The 21,347-nt window shown below is 71.2% G+C and carries 21 protein-coding genes and 2 pseudogenes; 12 read left to right on the forward strand and 11 right to left on the reverse strand.

The window, feature by feature from the left end:
• Nucleotides 1-117: 117 nt before the first annotated feature.
• Complete coding sequence (locus GWK25_RS00695) at nt 118-909, reverse strand: MBL fold metallo-hydrolase (RefSeq protein ID WP_215447867.1); 792 nt, start codon at nt 907-909, stop codon at nt 118-120.
• A gap of 83 nt (nt 910-992) precedes the next feature.
• Here GWK25_RS00695 and GWK25_RS00700 point away from each other — a divergent pair, with 83 nt between their 5' ends.
• Nucleotides 993-1,601, forward strand: a complete 609-nt coding sequence (locus GWK25_RS00700; RefSeq protein WP_215447868.1) for an ABATE domain-containing protein — start codon at nt 993-995, stop codon at nt 1,599-1,601.
• 606 nt (nt 1,602-2,207) lie between these two features.
• On the opposite strand, the gene GWK25_RS00705 is transcribed toward GWK25_RS00700, so the two are convergent.
• Nucleotides 2,208-2,945: a hypothetical protein gene (locus tag GWK25_RS00705; protein WP_215447869.1), complete on the reverse strand. Its 738-nt coding sequence runs from the start codon at nt 2,943-2,945 to the stop codon at nt 2,208-2,210.
• Nucleotides 2,946-3,024: 79 nt separating this feature from the next.
• On the opposite strand from GWK25_RS00705, the gene GWK25_RS00710 reads away from it, so the two are divergent.
• Nucleotides 3,025-3,942 carry a LysR substrate-binding domain-containing protein gene (locus GWK25_RS00710; protein WP_215447870.1) on the forward strand — a complete coding sequence of 306 codons (918 nt, stop codon included), beginning with the start codon at nt 3,025-3,027 and terminating at the stop codon, nt 3,940-3,942.
• Here the strand turns inward: GWK25_RS00710 and GWK25_RS00715 are convergent.
• On the reverse strand, nt 3,939-4,250 hold the full coding sequence (locus GWK25_RS00715) for an NIPSNAP family protein (protein ID WP_215447871.1): 312 nt from the start codon (nt 4,248-4,250) through the stop codon (nt 3,939-3,941). The genes GWK25_RS00710 and GWK25_RS00715 overlap by 4 nt on opposite strands.
• A 255-nt stretch (nt 4,251-4,505) precedes the next feature.
• Between GWK25_RS00715 and GWK25_RS00720 the strand changes: the two genes are divergently transcribed.
• From GWK25_RS00720 to GWK25_RS00730, 3 genes are all read left to right on the forward strand, one after another.
• Complete coding sequence (locus GWK25_RS00720) at nt 4,506-5,567, forward strand: ParA family protein (protein ID WP_251828633.1); 1,062 nt, start codon at nt 4,506-4,508, stop codon at nt 5,565-5,567.
• 418 nt (nt 5,568-5,985) lie between these two features.
• Nucleotides 5,986-7,281, forward strand: a complete 1,296-nt coding sequence (locus tag GWK25_RS00725) for a DUF418 domain-containing protein (protein ID WP_308404141.1) — start codon at nt 5,986-5,988, stop codon at nt 7,279-7,281.
• 591 nt (nt 7,282-7,872) lie between these two features.
• On the forward strand, nt 7,873-9,672 hold the full coding sequence (locus GWK25_RS00730; RefSeq protein WP_215447873.1) for an ABC transporter ATP-binding protein: 1,800 nt from the start codon (nt 7,873-7,875) through the stop codon (nt 9,670-9,672).
• A gap of 788 nt (nt 9,673-10,460) precedes the next feature.
• Here GWK25_RS00730 and GWK25_RS00735 read toward each other — a convergent pair.
• Nucleotides 10,461-11,750 carry a DUF418 domain-containing protein gene (locus GWK25_RS00735; RefSeq protein ID WP_215447874.1) on the reverse strand — a complete coding sequence of 430 codons (1,290 nt, stop codon included), beginning with the start codon at nt 11,748-11,750 and terminating at the stop codon, nt 10,461-10,463.
• 141 nt (nt 11,751-11,891) lie between these two features.
• Nucleotides 11,892-12,419 carry a hypothetical protein gene (locus tag GWK25_RS00740; RefSeq protein WP_215447876.1) on the reverse strand — a complete coding sequence of 176 codons (528 nt, stop codon included), beginning with the start codon at nt 12,417-12,419 and terminating at the stop codon, nt 11,892-11,894.
• Nucleotides 12,420-12,765: 346 nt separating this feature from the next.
• Here GWK25_RS00740 and GWK25_RS00745 point away from each other — a divergent pair, with 346 nt between their 5' ends.
• Both GWK25_RS00745 and GWK25_RS00750 read left to right on the forward strand, forming a co-directional pair.
• Nucleotides 12,766-13,440, forward strand: a complete 675-nt coding sequence (locus GWK25_RS00745; RefSeq protein ID WP_215457116.1) for a response regulator transcription factor — start codon at nt 12,766-12,768, stop codon at nt 13,438-13,440.
• A complete protein-coding gene (locus tag GWK25_RS00750) occupies nt 13,440-14,573 on the forward strand; it encodes a sensor histidine kinase (RefSeq protein WP_215447878.1) in 1,134 nt (377 codons plus the stop codon). The genes GWK25_RS00745 and GWK25_RS00750 overlap by 1 nt, the downstream gene beginning before the upstream one ends.
• Before the next feature lie 385 nt (nt 14,574-14,958).
• On the opposite strand, the pseudogene GWK25_RS00755 reads toward GWK25_RS00750, so the two are convergent.
• The 5 genes and pseudogenes from GWK25_RS00755 to GWK25_RS00775 all read right to left on the reverse strand — a co-directional run.
• Nucleotides 14,959-15,165, reverse strand: a pseudogene (locus GWK25_RS00755) (SpoIIE family protein phosphatase); the annotation flags it as partial.
• A gap of 65 nt (nt 15,166-15,230) precedes the next feature.
• Nucleotides 15,231-15,401, reverse strand: a complete 171-nt coding sequence (locus GWK25_RS00760; RefSeq protein ID WP_184905800.1) for a hypothetical protein — start codon at nt 15,399-15,401, stop codon at nt 15,231-15,233.
• A 37-nt stretch (nt 15,402-15,438) separates the two neighbouring features.
• Entirely contained in the window at nt 15,439-15,795 is a 357-nt protein-coding gene (locus tag GWK25_RS00765) for a PRC-barrel domain-containing protein (RefSeq protein ID WP_215447880.1), read from the reverse strand.
• A gap of 81 nt (nt 15,796-15,876) precedes the next feature.
• Entirely contained in the window at nt 15,877-16,149 is a 273-nt protein-coding gene (locus GWK25_RS00770) for a hypothetical protein (protein WP_099967129.1), read from the reverse strand.
• A 324-nt stretch (nt 16,150-16,473) separates the two neighbouring features.
• Nucleotides 16,474-16,641, reverse strand: coding sequence for a hypothetical protein (locus GWK25_RS00775; RefSeq protein WP_215457967.1), 168 nt, complete (start codon nt 16,639-16,641; stop codon nt 16,474-16,476).
• A gap of 186 nt (nt 16,642-16,827) precedes the next feature.
• Here GWK25_RS00775 and GWK25_RS00780 point away from each other — a divergent pair, with 186 nt between their 5' ends.
• The 5 genes and pseudogenes from GWK25_RS00780 (at nt 16,828) to GWK25_RS43120 (ending at nt 19,434) form a co-directional block, all read left to right on the forward strand.
• A complete protein-coding gene (locus GWK25_RS00780; RefSeq protein WP_251828634.1) occupies nt 16,828-17,421 on the forward strand; it encodes a DUF5994 family protein in 594 nt (197 codons plus the stop codon).
• 307 nt (nt 17,422-17,728) lie between these two features.
• Nucleotides 17,729-18,163 (forward strand): annotated as a pseudogene (locus GWK25_RS00785) (DUF5994 family protein); the annotation flags it as partial.
• A gap of 76 nt (nt 18,164-18,239) precedes the next feature.
• The gene (locus GWK25_RS00790) at nt 18,240-18,602 is read left to right on the forward strand and encodes a hypothetical protein (protein ID WP_251828635.1); all 363 of its coding nucleotides are present in this window, start codon (nt 18,240-18,242) and stop codon (nt 18,600-18,602) included.
• Between the two features lie 130 nt (nt 18,603-18,732).
• Complete coding sequence (locus GWK25_RS00795; RefSeq protein ID WP_215447881.1) at nt 18,733-19,137, forward strand: DUF5994 family protein; 405 nt, start codon at nt 18,733-18,735, stop codon at nt 19,135-19,137.
• A gap of 9 nt (nt 19,138-19,146) precedes the next feature.
• On the forward strand, nt 19,147-19,434 hold the full coding sequence (locus tag GWK25_RS43120) for a DUF5994 family protein (protein WP_308404465.1): 288 nt from the start codon (nt 19,147-19,149) through the stop codon (nt 19,432-19,434).
• Between the two features lie 570 nt (nt 19,435-20,004).
• Here GWK25_RS43120 and GWK25_RS00800 read toward each other — a convergent pair.
• A complete protein-coding gene (locus GWK25_RS00800; protein ID WP_251828636.1) occupies nt 20,005-21,282 on the reverse strand; it encodes a M23 family metallopeptidase in 1,278 nt (425 codons plus the stop codon).
• Between the last annotated feature and the right edge of the window lie 65 nt (nt 21,283-21,347).

A 21,347-nucleotide genomic window follows, 5' to 3' on the forward strand; every position in this document is an offset into this window, starting at 1 on the left:
GACGCTCTGAAATCTGGAACACGAGTCTCGCCGTACTGAAGCGCCCAGGCGGTGGACCTCCTCATCGCCGCCGCAGCCGCCCACCAGGGTCTGGTTGTGAACCCGGACTTGTCGCGGTCAGTCGCGGCGGCCCCAGTCCAGTCGGTCGGCCAGGCCGGCGGAGGTGAAGGCGGCTTCCAGGTCGTCGTGGCCCTCGGTGAAGTGGGTCCAGCTGTCGTAGTGGACGGGAACCACGCGGCGAGCGCCGAGTATGCGGGCGGCCTCGGCGGTCTGGGCGCTGTCCAGGACGACCGGCTGGCCGTCGTAGAGGCCGGGGAAGCGCGGGGCTCCGGCGAAGAGGACGGCGACGTCCACCGGGGCGAACCGCTCGGCGATCTCTTTGACGAGGGTGAGTTGGGCGTTGTCGCCGCTGACGTAGACGGTGGGCAGGTCCTCACCGGTGAGGACGAAGCCGACGACCTGGCCGGAGATCGGCTCGGTCTCCTCGCGAGTGCCGGGGCCGTGGATGGCGGGGACGCCCGTCACGGTGATCGCGCCGCCGTCGGGCCGCTTCAGCTCGATGGATTCCCAGTCGGCCAGACCCTTGGCCTTCTCCCCGAGACGGTGTCCGCCGCCGGGAGTGGTGAGAGTGAGGGGGACGTCGGCGAGCAGGGCACGCCCGGAGCGGTCGAGGTTGTCGGCGTGCTCGTCGTGCGAGAGGAGGACCACGTCGATGGGGCCGAGGTCGGCGGGGACCGCGGTGGCGGGGGCGGTCTTGGTCAGGGTCGGGCCGCCGGGGGCGGGGTAGTCGCCCGGGCCGTCGAAGGTCGGGTCGGTCAGGAAGCGCAGGCCGCCGTATTCGAAGAGGGCGGTCGGGCCGCCGAATACACGGACCGGGAACACGTCGGTCGTCAGGGGAAGGGAAGACACGGCGAGACAGCTCCTCACGGATAAATTCGTATGAACCGTGAGGTGAAGGTAGCTGTTATTCACGGATAGATGCAAGCCGTACCATGAGGAGAGTGAAGGAGACCGCCATGGAAGTCCCCGCTCCGCCGCCCGCGCCGGGCGAGGAAAAGCACCTGTCCCTCGCCCTCGCCAACAGCGCCATCGCGCTGCCCGGCGGACACAGGGTCGATTTCCTGGGCACTCCGGCGCAGACGAACCACTGGCTGGCCGAACGTGGCCTCGCCCCGGCAGACGTCGGCATGCGGGAGATGTGCGCGACGCAGCTGCGCTCACTGCGCGAACAGATCAGATCGCTGTTCGCCTCTCACACCGAGGGGCTCCCCGCCCTCCCCGCTGCACTCACCGCCATCAACGACGCGATGACCCGCGTCCCCACAGCCCCGCTGCTCCTGTGGGACGAGAAGACCGGCCCCTACCGCGCCAGCCCCCACCCCACCACCGCGATCGTCGACCACTCCCTGGCAACCCTCGCGGCCGACGCCGCCGACCTCCTCACTTCCCCTGCCGCAGAGCGCCTCACCGCCTGCGGCTCCCCGCCCTGCACCCGCTACCTGATCCGCCACGGCCGCCGCCACTGGTGCTCCACCCGCTGCGGCGACCGGGCCCGTGCGGCCCGCGCTTACGCCCGCCGCACCCAGCCCGGCGCGGAATGACGAGTCTGCCCGGGGCCGGATGCCGAGGCCGTCGCCAGCCGCACAGCATCAGCTCGACGGCGAGACCCCGATCGGCTTCAACCACTTCGGATTCCACATCGAGGACACGGGGGCACCACCAAGGCCCTGATGGCGGCCGGCACCCTTGACCGGCCGAACGCTTCACCAACCGCCCCTTCGCCGAGCGCCGCGCCATGGACCCGGAGGGCAACTGGTCCGACCTCTCGGAACGCGGAGCGCCGGCGCCTTCGGGCCGGAGGCCGCCGCCGTGAGGCACCCCTCCGGGCGTCTTCAGCACCGACCGGATGCCCACCGCCGAGCAGCGGCAGAGGCTCGACGCCGGGAGCGGGCCGACGCGGGGCTGCACATCATGGGCGGCCTCGGCGGACGTGCGGCAAGGGCAGGCCCCTGGTGGACGCCCTGCACGATGGTGCTCAAGGGGCCATCCTCCAGCAGGACTTCGCACTCGCCCAGCGCTTTCAGCGCTTCGCCGGCTACGCCATGGGCGACCTGTTCCGAAGCGTCGTATTCAGCTGGGACCGGCGCCCGGGGTGGCTGGTGAGGACTGGCGGGGCTTCGTGTGGCCGTTGGCGTTCTCGACGTCGGTCACGGGTGCGTGGCGGCGGTCAACGCACTGACGAGCTGGACGAATTCGCTACGTTGCCGGTCGCCCAGCGTGGCGTAGAGCGGCGCCTGCAGCTCGTCGGTGAGGTGCTCGGCACGCCGCCATCGCGGGACCAGCTCTTCGGCAACGGGCTGTGGGTCCTGCCAGCCGTAGTGGGCTGCCTGCTCGACGCCGAGGTTGATGACCATTGCCTCTCGGGTGCTCAGCCCGCTCAGGCGCACCGCCGCCAGATGGCAGGCGCCTCGGTGTTCGCGCAGTACGTGTATGCGCTGCATGGCCGCACCGACCGGGTCGTCGGTGGGGCAGGGCTGTGTGCGCCAGCCGTCGAACAGAGGCAGCGCGTCGGCGTCGGCGGCGTCGATCAGCCGCTGCGCCAGGCGGTTGAAGTGTTCCACGTCGACGTCTGCGGGGATGTGGGCGTGCCCCCACGTCCGGAGGGCCTGCGCATACCAGCCGGCGGCTTCCTCCGCCGGCATCACGGGCCGTCCCGCCAGCCAGCCCGTGGCGACCAGGCCGGGGCCGAGGAAGCCCTGCACCGCTTGGACCACGTCGACCGATGCCTCGCCGAGCACGCCGAACCGACCGCGGCAGTAGAAGCCGCGCCCTGCGGGAAAGCCGGCACGAAGACCGACGGCGGCGGTCGCCTCGTCGGACATGAACTCGTCACCGAAATCGTGGATGGGCCGGGCAACCGCGGCGATGCAGTCGAAGATCTCCATGGGCTGAAGGTCACTCACCATGACTCAACAGGTCAAGGGGTGTATTTCTGATGGAACCCTTTAGGTAATCTATTGAGTCATGCTGGATGTCCGCCGACTGCACATGCTCAAGACCGTCGCCGCCCGCGGCTCCATCGCCGCGGCCGCCCAGTCTCTGGCACTGTCCGCCGGTGCCGTGTCCCAGCAGTTGTCCGCGCTGCGGCGCGATGTGGGAGTCGATCTGCTGCGCCCCGACGGGCGGACCGTGGCGCTGACGGAGGCGGGCCGGGTGCTGCTCGAACACGCCGACCGGATCCTCGCCGCCGTGCAGGAGGCCGAGAGTGCCGTCGCGGCGGTCAAGGGCACGGTCGGCACCACCGCCACGCTCGCCGCGTTGCCCTCGACCGTCGCCCGGATCGTGGCCCCCGCACTGACCGCGCTGGGATCGGACCACCCGCAGCTCACCGTGACCTGCCTCGTCACCGACCAGGCGCAACTGCGGGAACTCACCCTCGGCACCGTCGACGTGGTGCTGGGACAGAGGTATCACCACCTGCCCGATGCCACACCCCGGGGCATCCAGGTCTCCCCGCTGCTCGACGAACCGCTGCTCGTCGTCACCGCGGCCGGCCAGGGCGACGAGCGGCCCGTAGCCCTGCGGGAACTGGCCGGGCACAGCCTCGCCGTGCCGCCGCCGACCACGGACTGCGGACAGGCCATCCTGCACGCCTGTCACCAGGCCGGCTTCACCCCCACGACGCGCTACGTCACCGCCGACATCGCCGCCCAGCTCGCCGTCGCACGGGCCGGCCTCGCCACCGCGCTCATCCCCCGGACGGCCATCGACCCGGCCACACCCGGAATCCGCACGGCGCCCATCGAGGGCCGCCCTGTCCGGCGCCTGCTGTTCGCCGCGACACGTCGCACCCAGACCACGAACCCGACGACCACGGCCGTCGTCGCAGCGCTGCGCGCGGCCGCGCGGGAGACCCGCACCCCGCGCCTTCCTCCGGTCTAGGACACACCGTCGAGCGGTCGCAGGAACCGGCGCTCGTACCGCCTGATGCAGCGGGTGTCACGGGCCAGTCGGAACGCTTCCCGGCACTCCGGGTCCGACATGCTGTCCGTGCGGTACTGCTCGTACGCGGCCAGGCTGGGAAACGAGAACAGGGCGTAGGCGATGTCGCTGTCGCCCTCACTCGGCAGGAAGTAGCCGTGGTGCGTCCCGCCGAAACGGTTGACGAGCCGAACCCAGCGGCGGCCGTATTCCTCGAATTCCTCGAGCTTGTCGGCGTCGATCTCATACTTCAGATGAATGGTGATCACGCCTGCATGATGCCGCGTGACGGTGGGACGACACCTGGCGAATGGTCTGGGCACCCGACACCCAGCCGCATCGGCAACCGCCGCCGACACCCCCAACCCCGACGGCCAACACCGAAGCGTCAACGCGGCGTTGTCGATCCACCCCGCCATCCAGGAGCGAGCCACCTCCCGCCGTATCCAGCGCAAAATCTGGGCGGGGAAGGGTCCGTAAACGCTAGTCTCGCCCCCCGTGCCCACCGCAGTCCTGGAGATCTCATGGCAGGCGTGCTCCCGCGGCTCAAGCGTGAAGGCGCCAAGTCCAAGCCCGAAGTGGCTCCCGAAGAGGTCCTGTACACCGACACGGACCGCAGCGGGGACACCCTGGACCCGGATCCGTCGTCTTGGTGGTGGTACGACTCCGACTTCCGCCCCAAGGGCCGGAACTGGCCCCTCATCTGGGCGTACATCATCGAAGGCGGCGGGTCCACCAAGACCACCAGCGCCACGTCCATGGCCGTCATTGCCGCCCTGGACGGCTACCCAGGCGTTGTCTTCGACCTCGACAGCAACATGTCGGCGACCACCGTCCTCGGCTACGACGAGACCGCCCTCAAGGGCAAGAAGACCGCGATCGACCTGCTCTACGGCAGGGCCACCCTGGACGAGGTCGCGCTGCCCGCCCGCTACCGCATCGGCGACGGCGACGACCCCGAAGAGGACTTCGAGCCCATCGAGAACCTGCGCGTCGTGCCCGGCAGCCCCGCCATGGCCGACGCGGACCGCGCCATCGCAGAGGACGCGGACCGCAACGACTGGTTCGCCGAGATCCTGCACTCCTACAAGGGCGACGAAGCGGTCTTCTACCTGGACTTCCCGGCGAGCTACGGCAAGATGCCCTCCTCCGTGCTGCGCATGCTGGACGAAGAGGACTCCGTCATTCCGTCGATCAAGGCCGACCCCAAGGCCGTCAAGCTGGTCAAGCGGCTCACGGACGAACTGGAGCGAGTCCGCGACAAGAACCGCGGCAGCCGGTCCGTCCCCGGCCGGCCGACACTCAAGCGCTTGATCCTCACCGGCACGCAGCCGCTGACCTGGCCCGAGCAGGTGGCAGCCCGCCGCGGCACGGCCGCGGCAGAGGCGATGTACAGCTCCGTGCTGCTGCCCTACATCCGGTACTCGGCAGACGCCGAGAAGATCTACGAGGACGCAGTTCCCCTGCCGATCCTCCTGCCCAACTCGGTGGCCTCCGTGGACTACCGGGAGGTGACGAGGTGCATGTGGATTGTCCCGTATCTCGTCGAGTGCGAGTGCGACTACTGCCTGGATCCCCTGGTGTAATACCAGCCCGCCTCGCAGTCCTCCACGACGTGACCGACTACCGTGCCATCGCCCGGCACGCATCCGATCTGGCCGAGCACGACATCCACGACATCGTCTGAGACGTTTCCGCCGGGTGCGTGCCGCCCGGCCTTTCGTGGCCACCATGGCGCGTCAGTCGCAGTACTGCCTCTTGGGCTGAAGTGCGGCCTCCTGGGAATGAGTTGGGCGGCCGACAGAAGGCTGCGGCGTCCACCACCACCGTCCGCACAGCGAAATGGCAGGTCGGATACCGCCTTTCGGCGCCGGCAGCGACGAGCCCGCCACGCGGCCGAGACCGGCCCCCCGCCAATCGGAGGGGGTCGGTCGGCTGACCGGCGGGACATCTCCCGAAGCTCGGCGGATGGTCGACAGCCCCCGCCTCGGCAAGGTTGTCCCGGTGACCGACATCCAAAGCGCCAAGGAGGCGCCTCCCCAGCCCTTACCCGCGTCCGAGTCCGCCACGGCGACGGAACGCCCTTCGTCGACGGCGCGGCTGGTCGGGGTGGACCTCGCCCGCGCACTGGCCGTGTTCGGCATGTTCGCCGTGCACACCGGCCCCTTCAACCCCTTCCCCGAGTCCGGCAGCGGCGTCGGCGAATGGGTCGTCTGGCTGGCGAGCGGCCGGGCCTCGGCGCTGTTCGCCACCCTCGCCGGGTTCTCGTTGGTGCTGATCGCCGGCCGCCTGGAACCGAAGACCGGACTGGCCGGCCGGCAGGCGAGGGCCAGGATCGTGATCCGGGCCGTGATCCTGCTGGTGGTGGGCACCGCGTTGACGATGACCAACTTCGGCGGCGCCACGATCCTCAACTTCTACGCGGTGTACTTCCTGCTGTCCCTGCCCCTGCTGCGGCTGCGGGCCAGGACGCTCGCGCTCATCGCGGTCGCGCTCGCGATTGTCGCGCCGCAGCTGGCGTACGCCCTGAGAGCGCTGCTCAGCGAGTCGATCGTGAACACCATCGACTCGTACGACCCGATCGCCCGCCTCTCCGGCGTGGGTGTGCTCGACTTCCTGCTCACCGGCTTCTACCCGGCGATCACCTGGATGACGTTCGTGGTCACCGGCATGGCGTTGGGCCGGCTGGATCTCGCCTCAGGCGCGGTGCGGCGGCGGCTGGCCGTGGTCGGTCCGGCGCTGATCGCGTTCGGATACGGCGTCTCGTGGCTGGCGCTCCGGCTGACCGGCGGCGCTGAGAAGAGCATGGCCGGGATGCCTGGCATGAAGGACCCGGGTGCCATGAAGGACTTCGGTGCCATGAAGGATCCCGGCGCGGCCGAGGGATCTTTCGACTTGCCGGTCGGTGGCGGGCTGGGGGGCCCCGACGCCTGGGGGCTGCTGGCGGCCGAGCCGCACAGCGGTTCCACGTTCGACCTCGTCGGCTGCCTGGGGGTCGCGATCACCGTGATCCTGTGCGCGACGGTGGCGTTGGACCGACTGCCGTGGCTGCGCCGGGCGGCAACGCCGGTCATCGCCGTCGGCACCATGTCCCTGACCCTCTACGTAGGCCACATCCTGGCAATCCTCGCCCTGCCCGGCGAAGCGGCCACCCCGCCGCAGGCCGCCTCTTTCGGGCTGCTGCTCTGCTTCGTCGCCGGGGCCACCGTGTTCGCGGCCCTCTGGTCCCGCTTCTTCCGCCGCGGCCCCCTGGAGCACCTGCTCAACGACGCCACGAAACTGGCACGTCGCGTCCGATGAGCCGCGGGCGGGCACCCCGGGACGTCCGAGCGTGAGTCGTCCTCCGGCGGGCGGTCGCCGGAGGCCGCAGCCCCGCGGCTCCCGCGCAGCCGTCCGCCTCACCCGGTCTTTGACCGGCCCGCCCCCGTCGGCAGCCGGCCGCCCCGGCTCCCCGGGGACCGACGAGCCGGACGCATCGGTCGTCGCCGCGCAGAGTTGATGGGCCGTACTACCCCAGGCCGGTCTTCTCCAGCCACTCGGCGGGGGTCGGCCCGACAGTCGCCGGATGTGCGCGGAGCGGCCGGGCGTCCAGCCTGGAGGCATGACACAGCACGTTCGCGACAAGGGGCGCTGGCACTTCTCGGCTTGACGTTGGTGGGGGCGCCGGTGTCCTGTTCGTCGTCCGTCCTGAGTTCCACGAGGCAGGGGCGAACGTCTTCGCCGCGGGTGCGGCCTCGCTGGTCCACTGAGCCGGCGATCGCTGATCTCTCGGAGCAGGCGCCTGGCCGTCGTACGCCCTGATCAGCGTGATGCCGTTGTGCACACGCTCGCGACGAGGGCCGCGGCAACCGCCGACGCGGTGCGCGGCCGACCACGTAGGAAAGGAATCCTGTGAACACCGCATCCGCCCCAGAGGCGACGGGTGCCGAGACCTTGCGCGCCCGCGAGACGCTCAAGGCGCTGTACGGGTACGTCCGTCCGCACCGGTGGGCCGTCGCGCTCGGTCTGCTGTTGGCGCTGGCAGGGGCTGCCGGAGGGCTGCTGCAGCCGCTGGCCACGAAGGCGCTGGTCGACCGGCTCTCGTCCGGGGGCACGATCGGCACCATTCTGCTGGCCATGACCGTTCTGGTCCTGCTGAGCATGGTGGCCGAGGCGTTCGGTGCCTTTGTGCTGGAACGGACGGCGGAGTCGGTGGTGCTCGCCGCGCGCCGCAGCCTCATCGGACGGTTGCTGCGGCTGCGCCTCACGGAGGTGGACCGGATGCAGCCGGGCGATCTGATGTCCCGGGTGACCTCCGACACCACGCTGTTGCGGGCCGTCAGCACCCAGGCGGTGGTCTCCGCGGCGACGGGGGCGGTGACGCTGGTCGCGGCGGTCGTGGTGATGGCGTTCCTCGATGCCGTCCTGCTGGGCGTCACGCTCGGCGTCGTCGCGGTCGTAGGTGTGGCTGCCGCGCTGGTGCTGCCGAAGATCGGGGAGGCCGCCGAGCGTGCGCAGGCGGCTGTCGGGGAGATGTCCACGGGCCTGGAGCGGGTCTTCGGCGCGTTCCGTACGGTGAAGGCGTCCGGCGCCGAGGAGCGGGAGACCGCTCGCGTCGAGGCGGCGGCACGCAGGGCGTGGCGCCACGGCGTGCGCAGCGCGAAGTGGGAGGCCGTGCTGGGTTCGGCCGACAACCTCGCCGTCGAGCTGGCGTTCCTCGCGGTACTGGCCGTCGGCGGGGCGCGGGTGGCGTCCGGGGACATGCCCGTGTCCACCCTGATCGCTTTCCTGCTGTACCTCTTCTTCCTGATGGAGCCGGTGTACCAGCTGGTCGAGGCAGCGTCCCAGTACCAGGAGGGCGCGGCCGCGATCGCCCGGATCGCGCAGGTCGACCGCCTGGCGACAGAGGAGCAGGACCGGCACCGGTCGGCGCGGCCCGCGGCGACCAAGACGGTGCGGCCACGTCCGGCGTCGGTTCGCTTCGAGGAGGTGTCCTTCCGCTACGGGACCGGGTTGCCGGACATCCACCAGCGGGTGGACTTCGAGGTGCCGGGCGGCGGGATGACCGCGTTCGTTGGCCCCTCCGGCGCGGGCAAGTCGACGGTCTTCGCGCTCGTCGAGCGGTTCTACGAAGCGACCGGCGGCCGTGTCCTGGTCGACGGCAAGGACGTGACACAGTGGCCGCTGCCCGAGCTGCGGTCCGTCATCGGATACGTCGAGCAGGACGCGCCGGTGCTGGCCGGCACGCTGCGGGAGAACCTGGTCTTCGCCGCGCCCGGCGCGACCGACGACGAGATACGCGAGGTCCTCACCCGGACCAGGCTCGACGCCCTCGTCGAGCGTCTCCCGCACGGCCTGGACACCCCGGTCGGGCACCGCGGCACGAAACTGTCCGGCGGCGAGCGCCAGCGCATCGCGATCGCCCGCGCGCTGCTGCGCGGGCCCCGGCTGCTGCTCCTGGACGAGGCGACCTCGCAGCTCGACGCCGTCAACGAGCTGGCACTGCGGGACGTCATCGCCGAGACCGCACGCGAGACCACCGTGCTGGTGGTGGCCCACCGCCTGTCGACCGTCACGGACGCCGACCGCATCGTCGTCATGGACGCGGGCAGGGTCCGCGCGGTCGGTACCCACGAGGAGCTGGTGGCCGAGGACGAGCTGTACGCGCGGCTAGCGGCGACGCAGCTCCTGACCTCGGCGGGACGCGGGTGAGACGGGCCTGACCCGGGGGCCCGCCGGTGCCGTCGGGCCTCGTCCACCGGCTGCCCCCGCCGTGCGGCGGGGGCAGCCGGCTGCTGCGGTTCGCTGCCCGCCCAGTCAGTCCCTCACGCGGGAGTCCCCATGCCCGTGCTCGCGGCCGAGGGCGAGCAGGCCCGCTGAACAGGCCGGACGGCCGCCCGCTCGACCTGACGCGCACGGGCACCGACCGGCAGCCCACTCCGCGCCCCGGTACACCCTTTCCGCTGCGGGCTCCCACGGCGCTGATCATGGCGGCGGTGACCGCGGAGCCGACGCGTGGATCATGACGGTCATCGTCGAACCGGCGTCTGCACCACCTTCGCGGACCTTCTCCAGGCCATCGAGCGCCATGGCGGAGCACGCGCGCACGATCCCCGCACCACTCGGCGCCGCAGGCACCCGGCACACCGGCCAACGGCGCGCGGCACACGAGGATTTCGGGGAGTACGCACGCCTGCGCCGCGACGCCCTGTCGCGCTACGGGCGACCTGGCCGGGCGTCAACCTGAGGACCGGGTGGTGGTGGCGGCCACCGTGTCCTGAACCCGCACCGGTCCTTGCCCCCGGCCGCGCCGACATCAGGCCCACGGATGTCCCGCGGTTGTCCAGACCGCGTCCGTGGACGACCGGTTGGCGCCAGGCGGAGCTGAGATCAGTCGGTCAAAGAGCACAGCTGAGGCCCGCAAGGGCGATCCCCTTGCGGGCCTCGGACGGCTGACCGGGCCGGGGTGGGGCATGAAGCCGAGCCACCCCGACCGGACATCAGCGGATGTACTTGGCGGGTTTGGTGGCTGCGTTGAGCAGGTACTCCAGGGGGCCGCGGCGGAAGAAGCGGGACCAGACCGTGGCGAACACGATCGCTGTCAGGATGTACGTGAGCACGGGTACCCAGGACGTCGTGGTCCCGGCGCCGGAGGCGGGCCACGCGGACTGGGCGATGAAGTGGCCCACGTAGGCGGTCAGGGACATGGTGCCCACGGCGATGACCGGTTTCGCCAGGCGGCGCAGGAGCGGCAGGCGGTCGATCGCCGCCGTCGCGCCCACGATCACGAGGATCGCGACACCCACGCAGCCGATGGTGTCGAGGGTGGTGCCGGTGTGCGACATGGCACCCAGCAGGTCCGAGGCCGACGACACGAGCTGCCCCTCGGACCCGCTGCCCATGGACCCGCTGCCCATGGACCCTGCCCCGGCGCCGCTGCCCATGGACCCCGCTCCGGAGCCGCTGGGCGGCCCTCCGCGTCCCTCGAAGCTCAACACCGCGCTCGTGCCACCCAGCAGCGTGGCCAGGCCGTAGGCGCCCACGGTGAGGCTTGCACCGAGCGCCGCCAGGCGCCGCCGGACGGTGGCGGCGGTCAGGTCGAGGCGGGCCAGGGCCATGCCGGCGGTCACGAACGCCATCCATGTGATCGTCGGGTAGAGGCCCGTGAGCAGCAGATCGAGTACGCCCACGGTGCTGAGCCGTTCCAGCGGGTCGTAGGCGTTGATGCTCTGCTGGACGGAGTCGCTCAGCCACATCTTCAGGACGAACGCCAGCTGCGGCATGACGAGCGCGATCCCCGCCGCGATGATCGCCAGCGTCCTGGCGCTCAGTCGCACCAGGAGCAGCGCGAGGAGGAAGTAGACGCCGTAGTAGGCGAGGATGATGATGTCCCCGTACTCCATCGCCAGCACGGTGCCCAGCGCCAGCAGGATCACGGCGCGGATCGCGATGCGGGCCTTCGCCTGCCGGCCCGCCAGGCCGGTCTTGGGCTCACGGCGGCCGGCGATCAGCATCAGGGAGAACCCGGCGAGGGTGGCGAACAGGGCCGACGCGCGCCCCTCGGCCAGGGAGTACACCCAGCTGCCGAGGTTGTTCCCGGTTGGCATCGGGGCGATGTGCACGATGTACATGCCGAACACCGCCAGCGCGCGGGCCAGGTCCAACCCGACCAGGCGTCCCATCGAAGGGCCGGGCGAGACCTGCCCGGCGGACTCGGGTGAGGTTCTGGGCCCTGGAGGCGTGTTCTCCGGCGGAGCCGATGTCTCCTGCGGCGGCTGTATCTGTGTCATGCACAGAATGCTTCGGTGCCGGCAGGAGACGGACCATCCGGCAGGCTTCGGTGACGCCCCCGCCGACCGGCCGGGCCCACCCCGCCGACCGGCGGAACAGCGCCGCGGCGGCCGGCCGGCGGGCCCGGACAGCCAACTGCCCTATTTGATGATGGCGTTGGCCACCACGACCGTCAGCCCGAGCAACGAGTCCACGGTGCCGATCATCAAGGCGGAACTCCACGTGCGACCGGCAGCGCGGGCCGCGAGCAGGCCCCAGACGAACAGCAGCACCACGTTCACGGCGAAGGCCACGTACTCGATGCCCGCCGAGGGCCACCACCCCCAGCCCGCACCGAGCAGCAGGACCACCGTCGGCACCGTCGCCACCACCAACGGCCACTCGGACAGCAACATCCGCACCGCGGCGCGCACACCGTGATGGGTCCGGTCGCCGCGCAGGGCGATCAGATGCGCGTAACCGTGCGCCAAGGCCGATGCGGCGGCCGTGATCAGGAGCCACTGGGCGCTGATGAACCGGTCGGCGGGCGCCGTCTCACCCTGCTCCGTCAGGGCGGCCACCATGGAGCTGGCAAGTACCGCCCCGTACACGCCTCCGAACAGCACATGGGGCTGCGCCGCACAGCGGCGCAGAGCACGGACAGGCCGACGAAGGTGCAAATCGGGCATGGCTGGGTGATCCTCGAACGGTTCGGGAAACGACTGCGGCCGGCAGACCCGGTCGGGCCCACGGACGGATCCCACCGAACGAGAACCGCCGACACCATCCGCCGGACCTCGCCCACCCGCCCGCCGACGGGCCGGATCGCTCCCCCCGAACGGCTGGAACCATCCTGCCAGGTGGCGGGAGTCTACAGCGGCCGCACCGTCCCGTACCTGGCCGGACGTACTGTCCACAGGGAGCGATCACCGTACGGGAACGTGAGCGCCCCGACGAGGGGCGTAGGGCGTACAGGGACGCCGAGAAGCTGGACAGGGCAGACGAGTGTGAGGCGGAACGCCGGTGATCCGGGTAGTGGTGGTGGACGACGAGGCGCTGGTGCGGTCCGGGTTCCAGCTGATCCTGAATGCCTCTGACGGCATCCAGGTCGTGGCGACCGCGGAAGGATCGCACGCCGCCGACGTGATCCGGCGTGAGCATCCGGACGTCGTGCTCCTCGACATCCGCATGCCGGACGTGGACGGCCTGACCGTCCTGAGGGAGATCCAGACGCTGCCCGAGCCGCCGAAGGTGGCCATGCTGACCACCTTCGACACCGACGAGTACATCGTGACCGCGCTGCGCTCGGGAGCCGCGGGCTTCCTGCTCAAGGACACCGAACCCGAACAGCTCGCCCACCTCGTACGCACCCTGGCCGCGGGCGGGGTGGTGATGTCCCCGAAAGCCTCGCGGGCCCTGCTGCGCGGCCGTCCTGGGGCGGACACGCCCCAGGACGCGGACGTGGCGCACGTGAACCTGCTCACCGATCGCGAACGTGACGTCCTCGTCCTGATCGCGGAAGGACTGTCCAACGCCGACATCGGCACCCGCATCCACCTGAGCGCGGGCACCGTCAAGGACCACGTCAGCTCGATCCTGACCAAACTCCGGGTCACCGGCCGCGTCCAGGCGGCACTGCTCGCCGAGCGGGCCGGACTGCTCGGCGACAACGGCGACGTCGGCGCCGGCACGGCACGGGACAACCGGTGATGGGCACGGGTGAGGCACTGCGGCGGCGGGTGCCGCCCTGGGCCGTCGACGCGGGCCTCGTCGTCCTCGCGGCCCTCGACGCCTGGATCAACCTCTACGGCGAGGCGCCGGCGTTCATGTGGGCCTGCGCCGCCGGCTGCGCCGGGCTGTTCCTGCGCAGGCGCCTTCCCCTGGCCGTGTTCCTGCTGACACTGCCGATGACCCTGTTCATGGACGTGGCAGTCGCGCCGATCGCCGCCCTGTACACACTGGCCACGCACACCCGTAACCGCCCGCTGCTGGCCGGCTGCGCGCTGCTGAACGCGGCGGCGACCACGCTCGCCTGGCCCCTGTCCGACACGTTTTCCGGCGGCATGTTTCCCGGCGACCGGACCTGGACGCTCATCGAGTTCGTCTACACGCTGGCCATGGCCTTCGCTCCGATCCTGTGCGGCCAGCTCGTGCAGGCCAGACGCGACGTGGCCCGCCAACTCGTCGAGGTCAAAGTGGCCCGCGAACACGAACGTGCCCTGTACGCCCAGACCGTCCTCGCCCGCGAACGCGCCCAACTGGCCCGCGAGATGCACGACGTCGTCTCCCACCAGGTCAGCCTCATCGCCGTACAGGCCGGAGCCCTGCAGGTCGCCGCCAAGGACCCGGACGCCCGCGACGCCGCCCGCACCATCCGCACCCTGAGCGTGAACACCCTCGACGAACTCCGCCACATGGTCACCCTGCTGCGCGCCTCCGGCGGCAAGGACACCGAACTCACTCCGCAGCCCACCCTCGCCGACCTCCAGCAACTGATCGCCAACAGCGGCATAGAGACCACGCTGACCGGCGAGCTCCCGCCCGGCATCAGCACAACCGCCCAACGCACCGTCTACCGCACGGTCCAAGAAGCCCTCACGAACGTCCGCAAGCACGCCCCGGGCGCCCGCGCCGAGGTGCGTCTGTGGCATGACGCGCAGCACTTCGGCCTCACCGTCACCAACACCGCCCCCACCCGCCCGTTCGTCGCCCTGCCCAGCGCCCGGCACGGCCTGATCGGCCTGAGGGAACGCGCCGAACTGCTCGACGGCACCCTCACCGCCGAACCCACCCCGAAGGGCGGATACGAGGTCGCACTAAGGGCCTCCATCCGGCCCGCCTGAGCACAGCCCCCCGACGCGGATCGGCGTGCCCGGACACGACAAACCCCAGGCCACTGACCTGGGGTTTCAATGGAGCGGGTGACGAGAATCGAACTCGCGCTCTCAGCTTGGGAAGCCATGACGCTCAGGGGGAGGCAGGGGGGCTGACCTGCTCGTTCGCGGTCCGGGGGCGGATAGCGACGGCCCGGATCGTACCGCTGTCGACCGTGGTTCTCCGCTCGTACGGGCACGCCGAGGGCACGGCGTCCCAGCCGACGGGACCGGGCAGGGTGGTGGCTCTCCGCCCGCTCGTCGGCACTGCGGGCCGGGCACCCTTCGCCCCGTGTTCGCTGACGCGTACCCGGCGCACCCTGCGGGTCGGGTCTGGAACGTCGCCCGTCCGCGCTCACTCCGACGGCAGCCGCAGGGCGAGGAGGGCCACGTCGTCGGTGCTGCCGGGCGGCAGCCGGGCGAGCAACTGGTCGCACAGTGTGTCCAGGGACGCGTGCGCGAGCCCCAGGGCGTGGCGGCGCAGGCGGGCCAGGCCGGTGTCGAGGTCACTGCCGGGGATCTCGATCAGGCCGTCGGTGCAGAGCAGCAGCGTGGAGTCCGGCGGCCCTTGCCCGAGCGCCCGCCAACGGCTCGAGCACGACGCCGTACACCGCGTCGGCCCCGGCGTCAGCGGACGGGACGCCGCCTGGCACGCCGGGAGACCAGCGCCGTGAAGGAGATCACGGCTGCGGCGAAGACCACGATGCCGATGGCCAGGAGAAAGCCGAGGCCCTCCGCCGCCACACCGATGATCCCCAGTACGACGGCCACCAGGAGCAGCAGAAGGAAGAGCGCCATCACCGCGGACCATCTCCTCCGTGCCGTGCGCGCGTGATCACCGGCGTGCGAGCTGACGTTCGCCGGCCGCCCCCGGCCGGTACGTCAAGCCGTAGTGCTGGAAGATCTCTTCCTCCCGCTCGGCCGGCAGGACGTCGTCCGTCCCGATCGACGGGGCCTTCCGTACCTGCCCCTTGGTGTAGGGGACCCGGACGTAGTCCGGTCCGAGGACCGCGTCGTCGAGGGGGACGAAGACCAGCCGGTGGCGAGTGGGCAGTCCGGTCCGGACGGTGGCCATGGCCGGTTCGTCGGTGGCGGTGTCGACGTAAACCGCTTCGAGCATGCCGATCCTGCGCTGCTTCTCGTCGACCACGTCCTGGTTGCGCCACTCGCGGATGTCGGCTGGACGGATCATGGCCTGCTCCCTGTCTGCACGCTCTGCCGGGTGGTATGTACGAATACCCCGGCCTCCGTGTCCCAAGGCGCCCTCGCCGGGTCAGCCGCGGTTCTCCTCCTCGGCCTCCATGAGCCGTATCCCCTGATGCGTCAGCACGACCGTCGCGGGCACATCTCCATGGGCCCAGCGGACCGTGACCAGTCCCTCGCCCACCAGATAGGTGCAGGCCGCGGCCAGATCGTGCTCCGGGATCTCCAACTCGTCACGCAGCCTGGCCCCGGAGACGTCTGGAAGGCCACTTCCTTCCAAGTCTTCGTAGAGGGTCTTCATGATCGCTTCGCGGTGGGTTTTCCGCTGGTGCAGTGTTGCCATGGTCGCCGCCACTCGTCTGGGCTCCCGAACCGGCTCTCCGTGTTCACTCTACTCCGGGCGGTACGCCGGTACCGGCCCGCGGCCAGCGGTTTTGCAGGGCAGCGCACGGGCAGCGCACGGGCGGCGCGGTGGTGCGAGGTGGTGGTGCGGCGTGGGCATGGGGGGCGGTGGGCCCGCGTGCGGTACGTCGCACAGCCGGACCGTGCGCATGGTCGCGACGGGCGGATCCGGCAGCGCATGTGCGGCTGAGAGCGGCTGTTGTCGACGGTTCCGGACGGATGATCGGCCAGGGTGGCGAGTGCGCTCACAGGTCGCTGAACTCGGTCACCAGGCGTCGTCCGACTCGGCGGGACCTCCGTCGGGGCCCGCGGGGTAGCTGCGCTGCTCGGTGGAGTCGAGGCAACGACGGAGGACCTCCGCGACCCGACGGGTGACTTCGGGCGAGGGGGCGACGACACGGACCTCGGCGTGGCCGGCCGAGGGGGCTTCCATGGACCGCATGGCGACCGCGGAGTTCGACGTGCCCGTACGGGACGACCGGGTTCGCCACCTTACTCCGGCAGTCGACGCAGCTCCCGTGGGCGACCGGCGACCTCCCGGCCCGCTGTCGGGGCGCGGAGTACCGTGAGAACGAGGAAGCCACCCGGTCTCCTCGGTCCAGGTAGGCAGGCGAGTGCCATGGTCGACTCCGGCTCCGACTCCCCGCGGATGACGAGACTCCTGCCGGACGCCGTGCACCGGGCCGTGCGGCCCGGGACGGCCCTCGTGCGGCTGGAGACGACACATGACCGGCAGGGCGTGCTCGACGGGGTGTGGTGGCCTCGTTCCCGCGACATCGCCGCCGAACTCCCCAGCCTGATCGGCGCACTGACCGAGCACCTCGGGCCCATCACACGCGTCGGCCTCGACACCGGGGCGTGGGACGAACTGCCGACGCGGATGACCGTCGACGACCGCGTCGTCCACATCGACTCCTTCCCGGTCGGCGACGACACGGTTCTCATCACCCGGGGCGAGCAGGATCTCTTCTCCCTCCTCGTGGTCCCGCCGCACGCGACGCCCGACGCCGCGCGCGCTGCCATGGCCGAGGCCGTCCGCCCCGGCAGCGGGAGGCGGGCCGAGCAGATCCTCATCGACACGGGCACCGGACGAACGGACCCGAGCACTGCACAAGCCCACGGGGGCGCGGTGATGAGCCCCGGTGAACAGTCCCCGGATGAACGACCCGGCGATGAAGAGCCGGGCGGGCCCCACCAGTCGCCCGCAGGGTGATCTTCACCGTGTTCGTGGCCCCAGGGACAGTCATTCGGGGGGTTCCTGGCCCCAGGGACAGTCATTCGGGGGGTTCCTGGCCCCAGGGACGGTCATTCGGGGGGTTCGGGAATTCGGGAAGCGGCCTCCAGGACCGGGTCTCCCGTACGGGGCCGGGCTCCGTCCGAGCCGTGGTCCGTGCGGCCCGTCCGAGGAGTACGCTCGAAGGCACCGAGGATATTTCGCACACCGGCTTTCAGGCTCGTGTCGTTTTCGGCGATCGAATACACCGGGCCGGTCGTGGCCGGCCCGGGGCAGGGTCCGCGTCATGACCGTGACCATTTCCCACCCGCCGACAGCCGAAGCCGCTGACCGTTTCTCCTCGACGTCGCTCCGTCTGTCGTTGGCTCCCGTCGGTCCCGCACCGGCCTTGCTGGACGGGGCGTGGTGGCCCCGTTCCCGCGATCTCGGGGCGGAACTCCTCTCGCTGACGGCCGCATTGGACGCTGTGTGGGGGCGGATCACCCGGGTGACGGTGAACCCCGTCCACTGGCCGGTCGTCCCGCGCAAGGTGCGCGTGGCGGGGCACGTGGTGAAAGTGGGCTGGTTCCGGTCCGAGCAGGACCCGCACGAACTGCTGTTGCTCTCCTACCACGTGGGCCGTTGGAACCTCCTGGTGATCCCCCCCCCGCAGACGCCCGCCGCATCGGCCGCCCGGCTGATGGCCGCCGCGAGTGACCCCATGGGCATGTCGACCGCGAGCGTCACGGGCGCCATGACCGTGATGCCGCCGCCATGACCGCGGCGATGCCGCGCCGGCAGATGGGAAGGTGAGAACCGTGGAGACGTTCCTGACCGTGGTCGTGATCATCGCAGTGATCGCCTTCGGCGCGCTCCTCATCCATCAGCTCAACTCACAGCACGGCGACCGTATCGCCGCCTTCCCCTACGGCCGCTCCAGGAAGCCTGTCGCGGGGCCGTCACCGTCGGCTCCGCGGAAGGCCCGTGTCCGGGCGGGGACGACCGGCACGGGCCGTCAGCGTGACGCCGGACGTGGACGGCTCCGCCACCGCCTCCGGCGTCGGACCCATGAGGACGCTGTGAGCACCCGCCCTGACCCCCGGCACAGGGCGCACCCCCGCGGTGTCGCGGACCGGGACCCCGAAGCGCACGCCCAGGAAGGGGACGGTTCACGCGGCTAGGTGTACGAGGTGCGCTGGCCCACGCGGCTGGGTGTACGACGTGCGCTGGCCCACGCCGGAGCGTGTCGCGGCTTGGCGCGCCTGACGTCAACCACCCATCCGCGCACGGCAGTCGACAGGAGCACCGCCCATGACCACCGCACTGCAACCCCCACTTCCTCCTCAACCCGTCCTGCGCCTGCGCCTGGCACCCCACGGCGGCCTGCCCCGGGCCGTCGACGGAGCGTGGTGGCCGCGTTCCTACGACCTCCTGGTCGAACTCCCGCTTCTGCTCGCCGGGTTGCCACGGGAGTGGGGTCACGTCACCAGCGTCACCGTCAACGGGGCGGCCTGGCCCGTGACGGCCGGCCGGATGTTCGTGTCCAACCAGGTCGTACGACTGTGCAGGACCCTGGCCGCGTCCGCCCCGCCCACCGTCGTCCTGCTCGCCCCCGGCCGGGGGCGCTGGGACCTGCTGGTCGTGCCCCCGGACACGACCGAGGAGGCCGCCGAACCGCTCATGGCGGCCGCGGCGGGCACCCCTGCGGGAGGCTGACTCACCGCGCTGACCGAGCTGCTGGGCCCGGTCACACGGCTCGGCCTGGACGCGAGCGCCTCGGAGGAACCACCGACGCGGCCGGCTGTCGACGACCGCGCCGTCCGGATCGACTCCTTCCCGGGCGGTGCCCACACCGTCCTCGTCACCCGGGGCGGGGCGGAACGCCTTTCCCTCCTCGTGGTCCCGCCGCACGCGACGCCCGAGGCGGCACGCGCCGCGACGGCCGGATCGGTACGCGCGGACAACGTCACCCGGGCCGCACAGATCCTCACCGACACCGGCACCGGGACGTGAAAGCGGTCAGCCCCGGCGGTCTCGCACTCATCTGCTGGCGGTGACTGTGCGCTCTGGCGAGCGATGCCCTGGGCTAGCCAGCCGCCGCCAGTCGGTTGAGAACTTTGGAGCTCTGGTCGGACCCGTGGCAAGTACCCGCTGTTCCCCGTGGTTCCCGCAGGATCCGGCACGCGAATGGCACGACCCGTTCGCCCCTGAGAACCCTGGACGGAAGCTCGGTCTTCGAGATGTGCGCCTCAGCCGACGACAGTAAGCCACGACGGCGGGTGCGTCGGCGGATCAGGCGCGCGTGTGTCTCGCTGTACCCCACCCGCCTCGGCCGCGCTGTCCGAAGTGAGAGTCATACCGGTTGGCGGCGTGCGGTGCGTCGACAGGCCGGTGCCCCGGCCTCCGCGGTGGACTTGCGGAGGCCGGGGCACCGGTGGGTGGGATGCGGTGGTGGTGGGTGTCCCCATGAGGAACTGACCGCGTCCCGGACAAATGGGACAGGGAGGGCGGCAGCGCCTGGTCACACCCTCGACCGACGGGTGCTTCACGCTGCGCCCGGCCGTCGGCCCGACCGGCGTCCGGTCAGAACTCCAGCACCTCGCGGTCGAGCGGATACCGCGCACGGTGACGGCCGTCGTGCGGCGAGGGCGTGATCGGCAGGACGCCGGTCGGCTGCAGGCCCAGGTTGTCGTCCCAGATCCGGGGTTCGACCTGCCCGACGACGCGGAACTGCCGGAAGGTGAACGGCGGGCTGTCGGTCGGGAAGAACTCGGCTGTGGTCATCACTTGGAAGTGCAGGTGCGGCGTGGTCGAGTTGCCGCTGTTGCCGATCAGCCCGAGGACCTGGCCGGGTTCGACCCGGTCGCCCTCCCGGACCCTGAGCGAGCCGGGTGTCAGGTGGGCGTAGAGCAGATAGCGGCCCGGCGCGACTTCCACGGTGACGTGGTTGCCGACGGTGTCCTCGATCGGCGGAGTGGGCGGTGTGACGGGCGGCGTTTGGTCCGGGAGTCCGTCCTGGACCTCCACCACTCTGCCGCCGGCCGAGGCCACGACCGGCTGACGGTAGCTCAGGTAGCTGGTGAGCCGTGCGGGGTCGCCCTCCCAGGTCTGCCCCTGCTCGCCGACCCGGTACCAGTCGATCGCGAAGCGCTGCGGCACATAGAAGCGGCCGTTGATCGGGGCGAGGCCGCGCCGGTGGTGGGTGTTGCCGCAGCACGACTCGCTGGAGTACCAGGTGCCGGGACGGACCGGCGGGCTCAGGTTCAACGGCGGAGTGCGGGCGATCCGGGTGGCCTGCACCGTCTCCTCGAAGGCGGCGGAGGGGCCGGAGGGGGGCAGGACGGCACCCGAGAGCCGGTGCTCGAGGACCTTGGGCACCCGCTGACCACGCTCGAGGATCAGGTCGAGCCAGATGATCCACTGCTGGGAGCCCTGGATGACGGTCGGCGTCGGTCCCGGAGGCGCCGGGGTGTACCCGTCTGCACCCGGCAGCGGGTCACCCACCGGATTGGCGGCATCGGCCAGCGCCTGCCCGCTCAGGGAGCCGACGACCCGGTGCGTGTGGGCGTCGCGGACGTCGACACGGTCGAGCCGCAACGGCGTGCTGCTGGGCAGGGAACTCGTGGTGAGCAGTTCGTACGAGATGTGCGTCTTGCCGTCCGTGGCGACGAACGGCGTCGGTTTGGTCAGCACCGCCGCCGTCAACGGCGTGAACTCTGCGCCGGGCGCCGGAGTGGCCGCGCCGGTTCCGTGTCCTTGTCCCGCTGAGGCCACCAGCATGCCGGCCGCGAGCACGGCAGCGGCGAGCCCGCGAAGTAGCGGGCGGCGGCCAGTGCGGTTACGAGGGTCGCGCTCTGCCATTGCGCTCTTTCGTTCGTCGGATCCGGGGCCGTGAAGGACGCCGGCACGCCCCGCGCCGAGACGCA

This window comes from Streptomyces sp. ATCC 21386 (assembly GCF_018728545.1).
GTDB lineage: Bacteria > Actinomycetota > Actinomycetes > Streptomycetales > Streptomycetaceae > Streptomyces.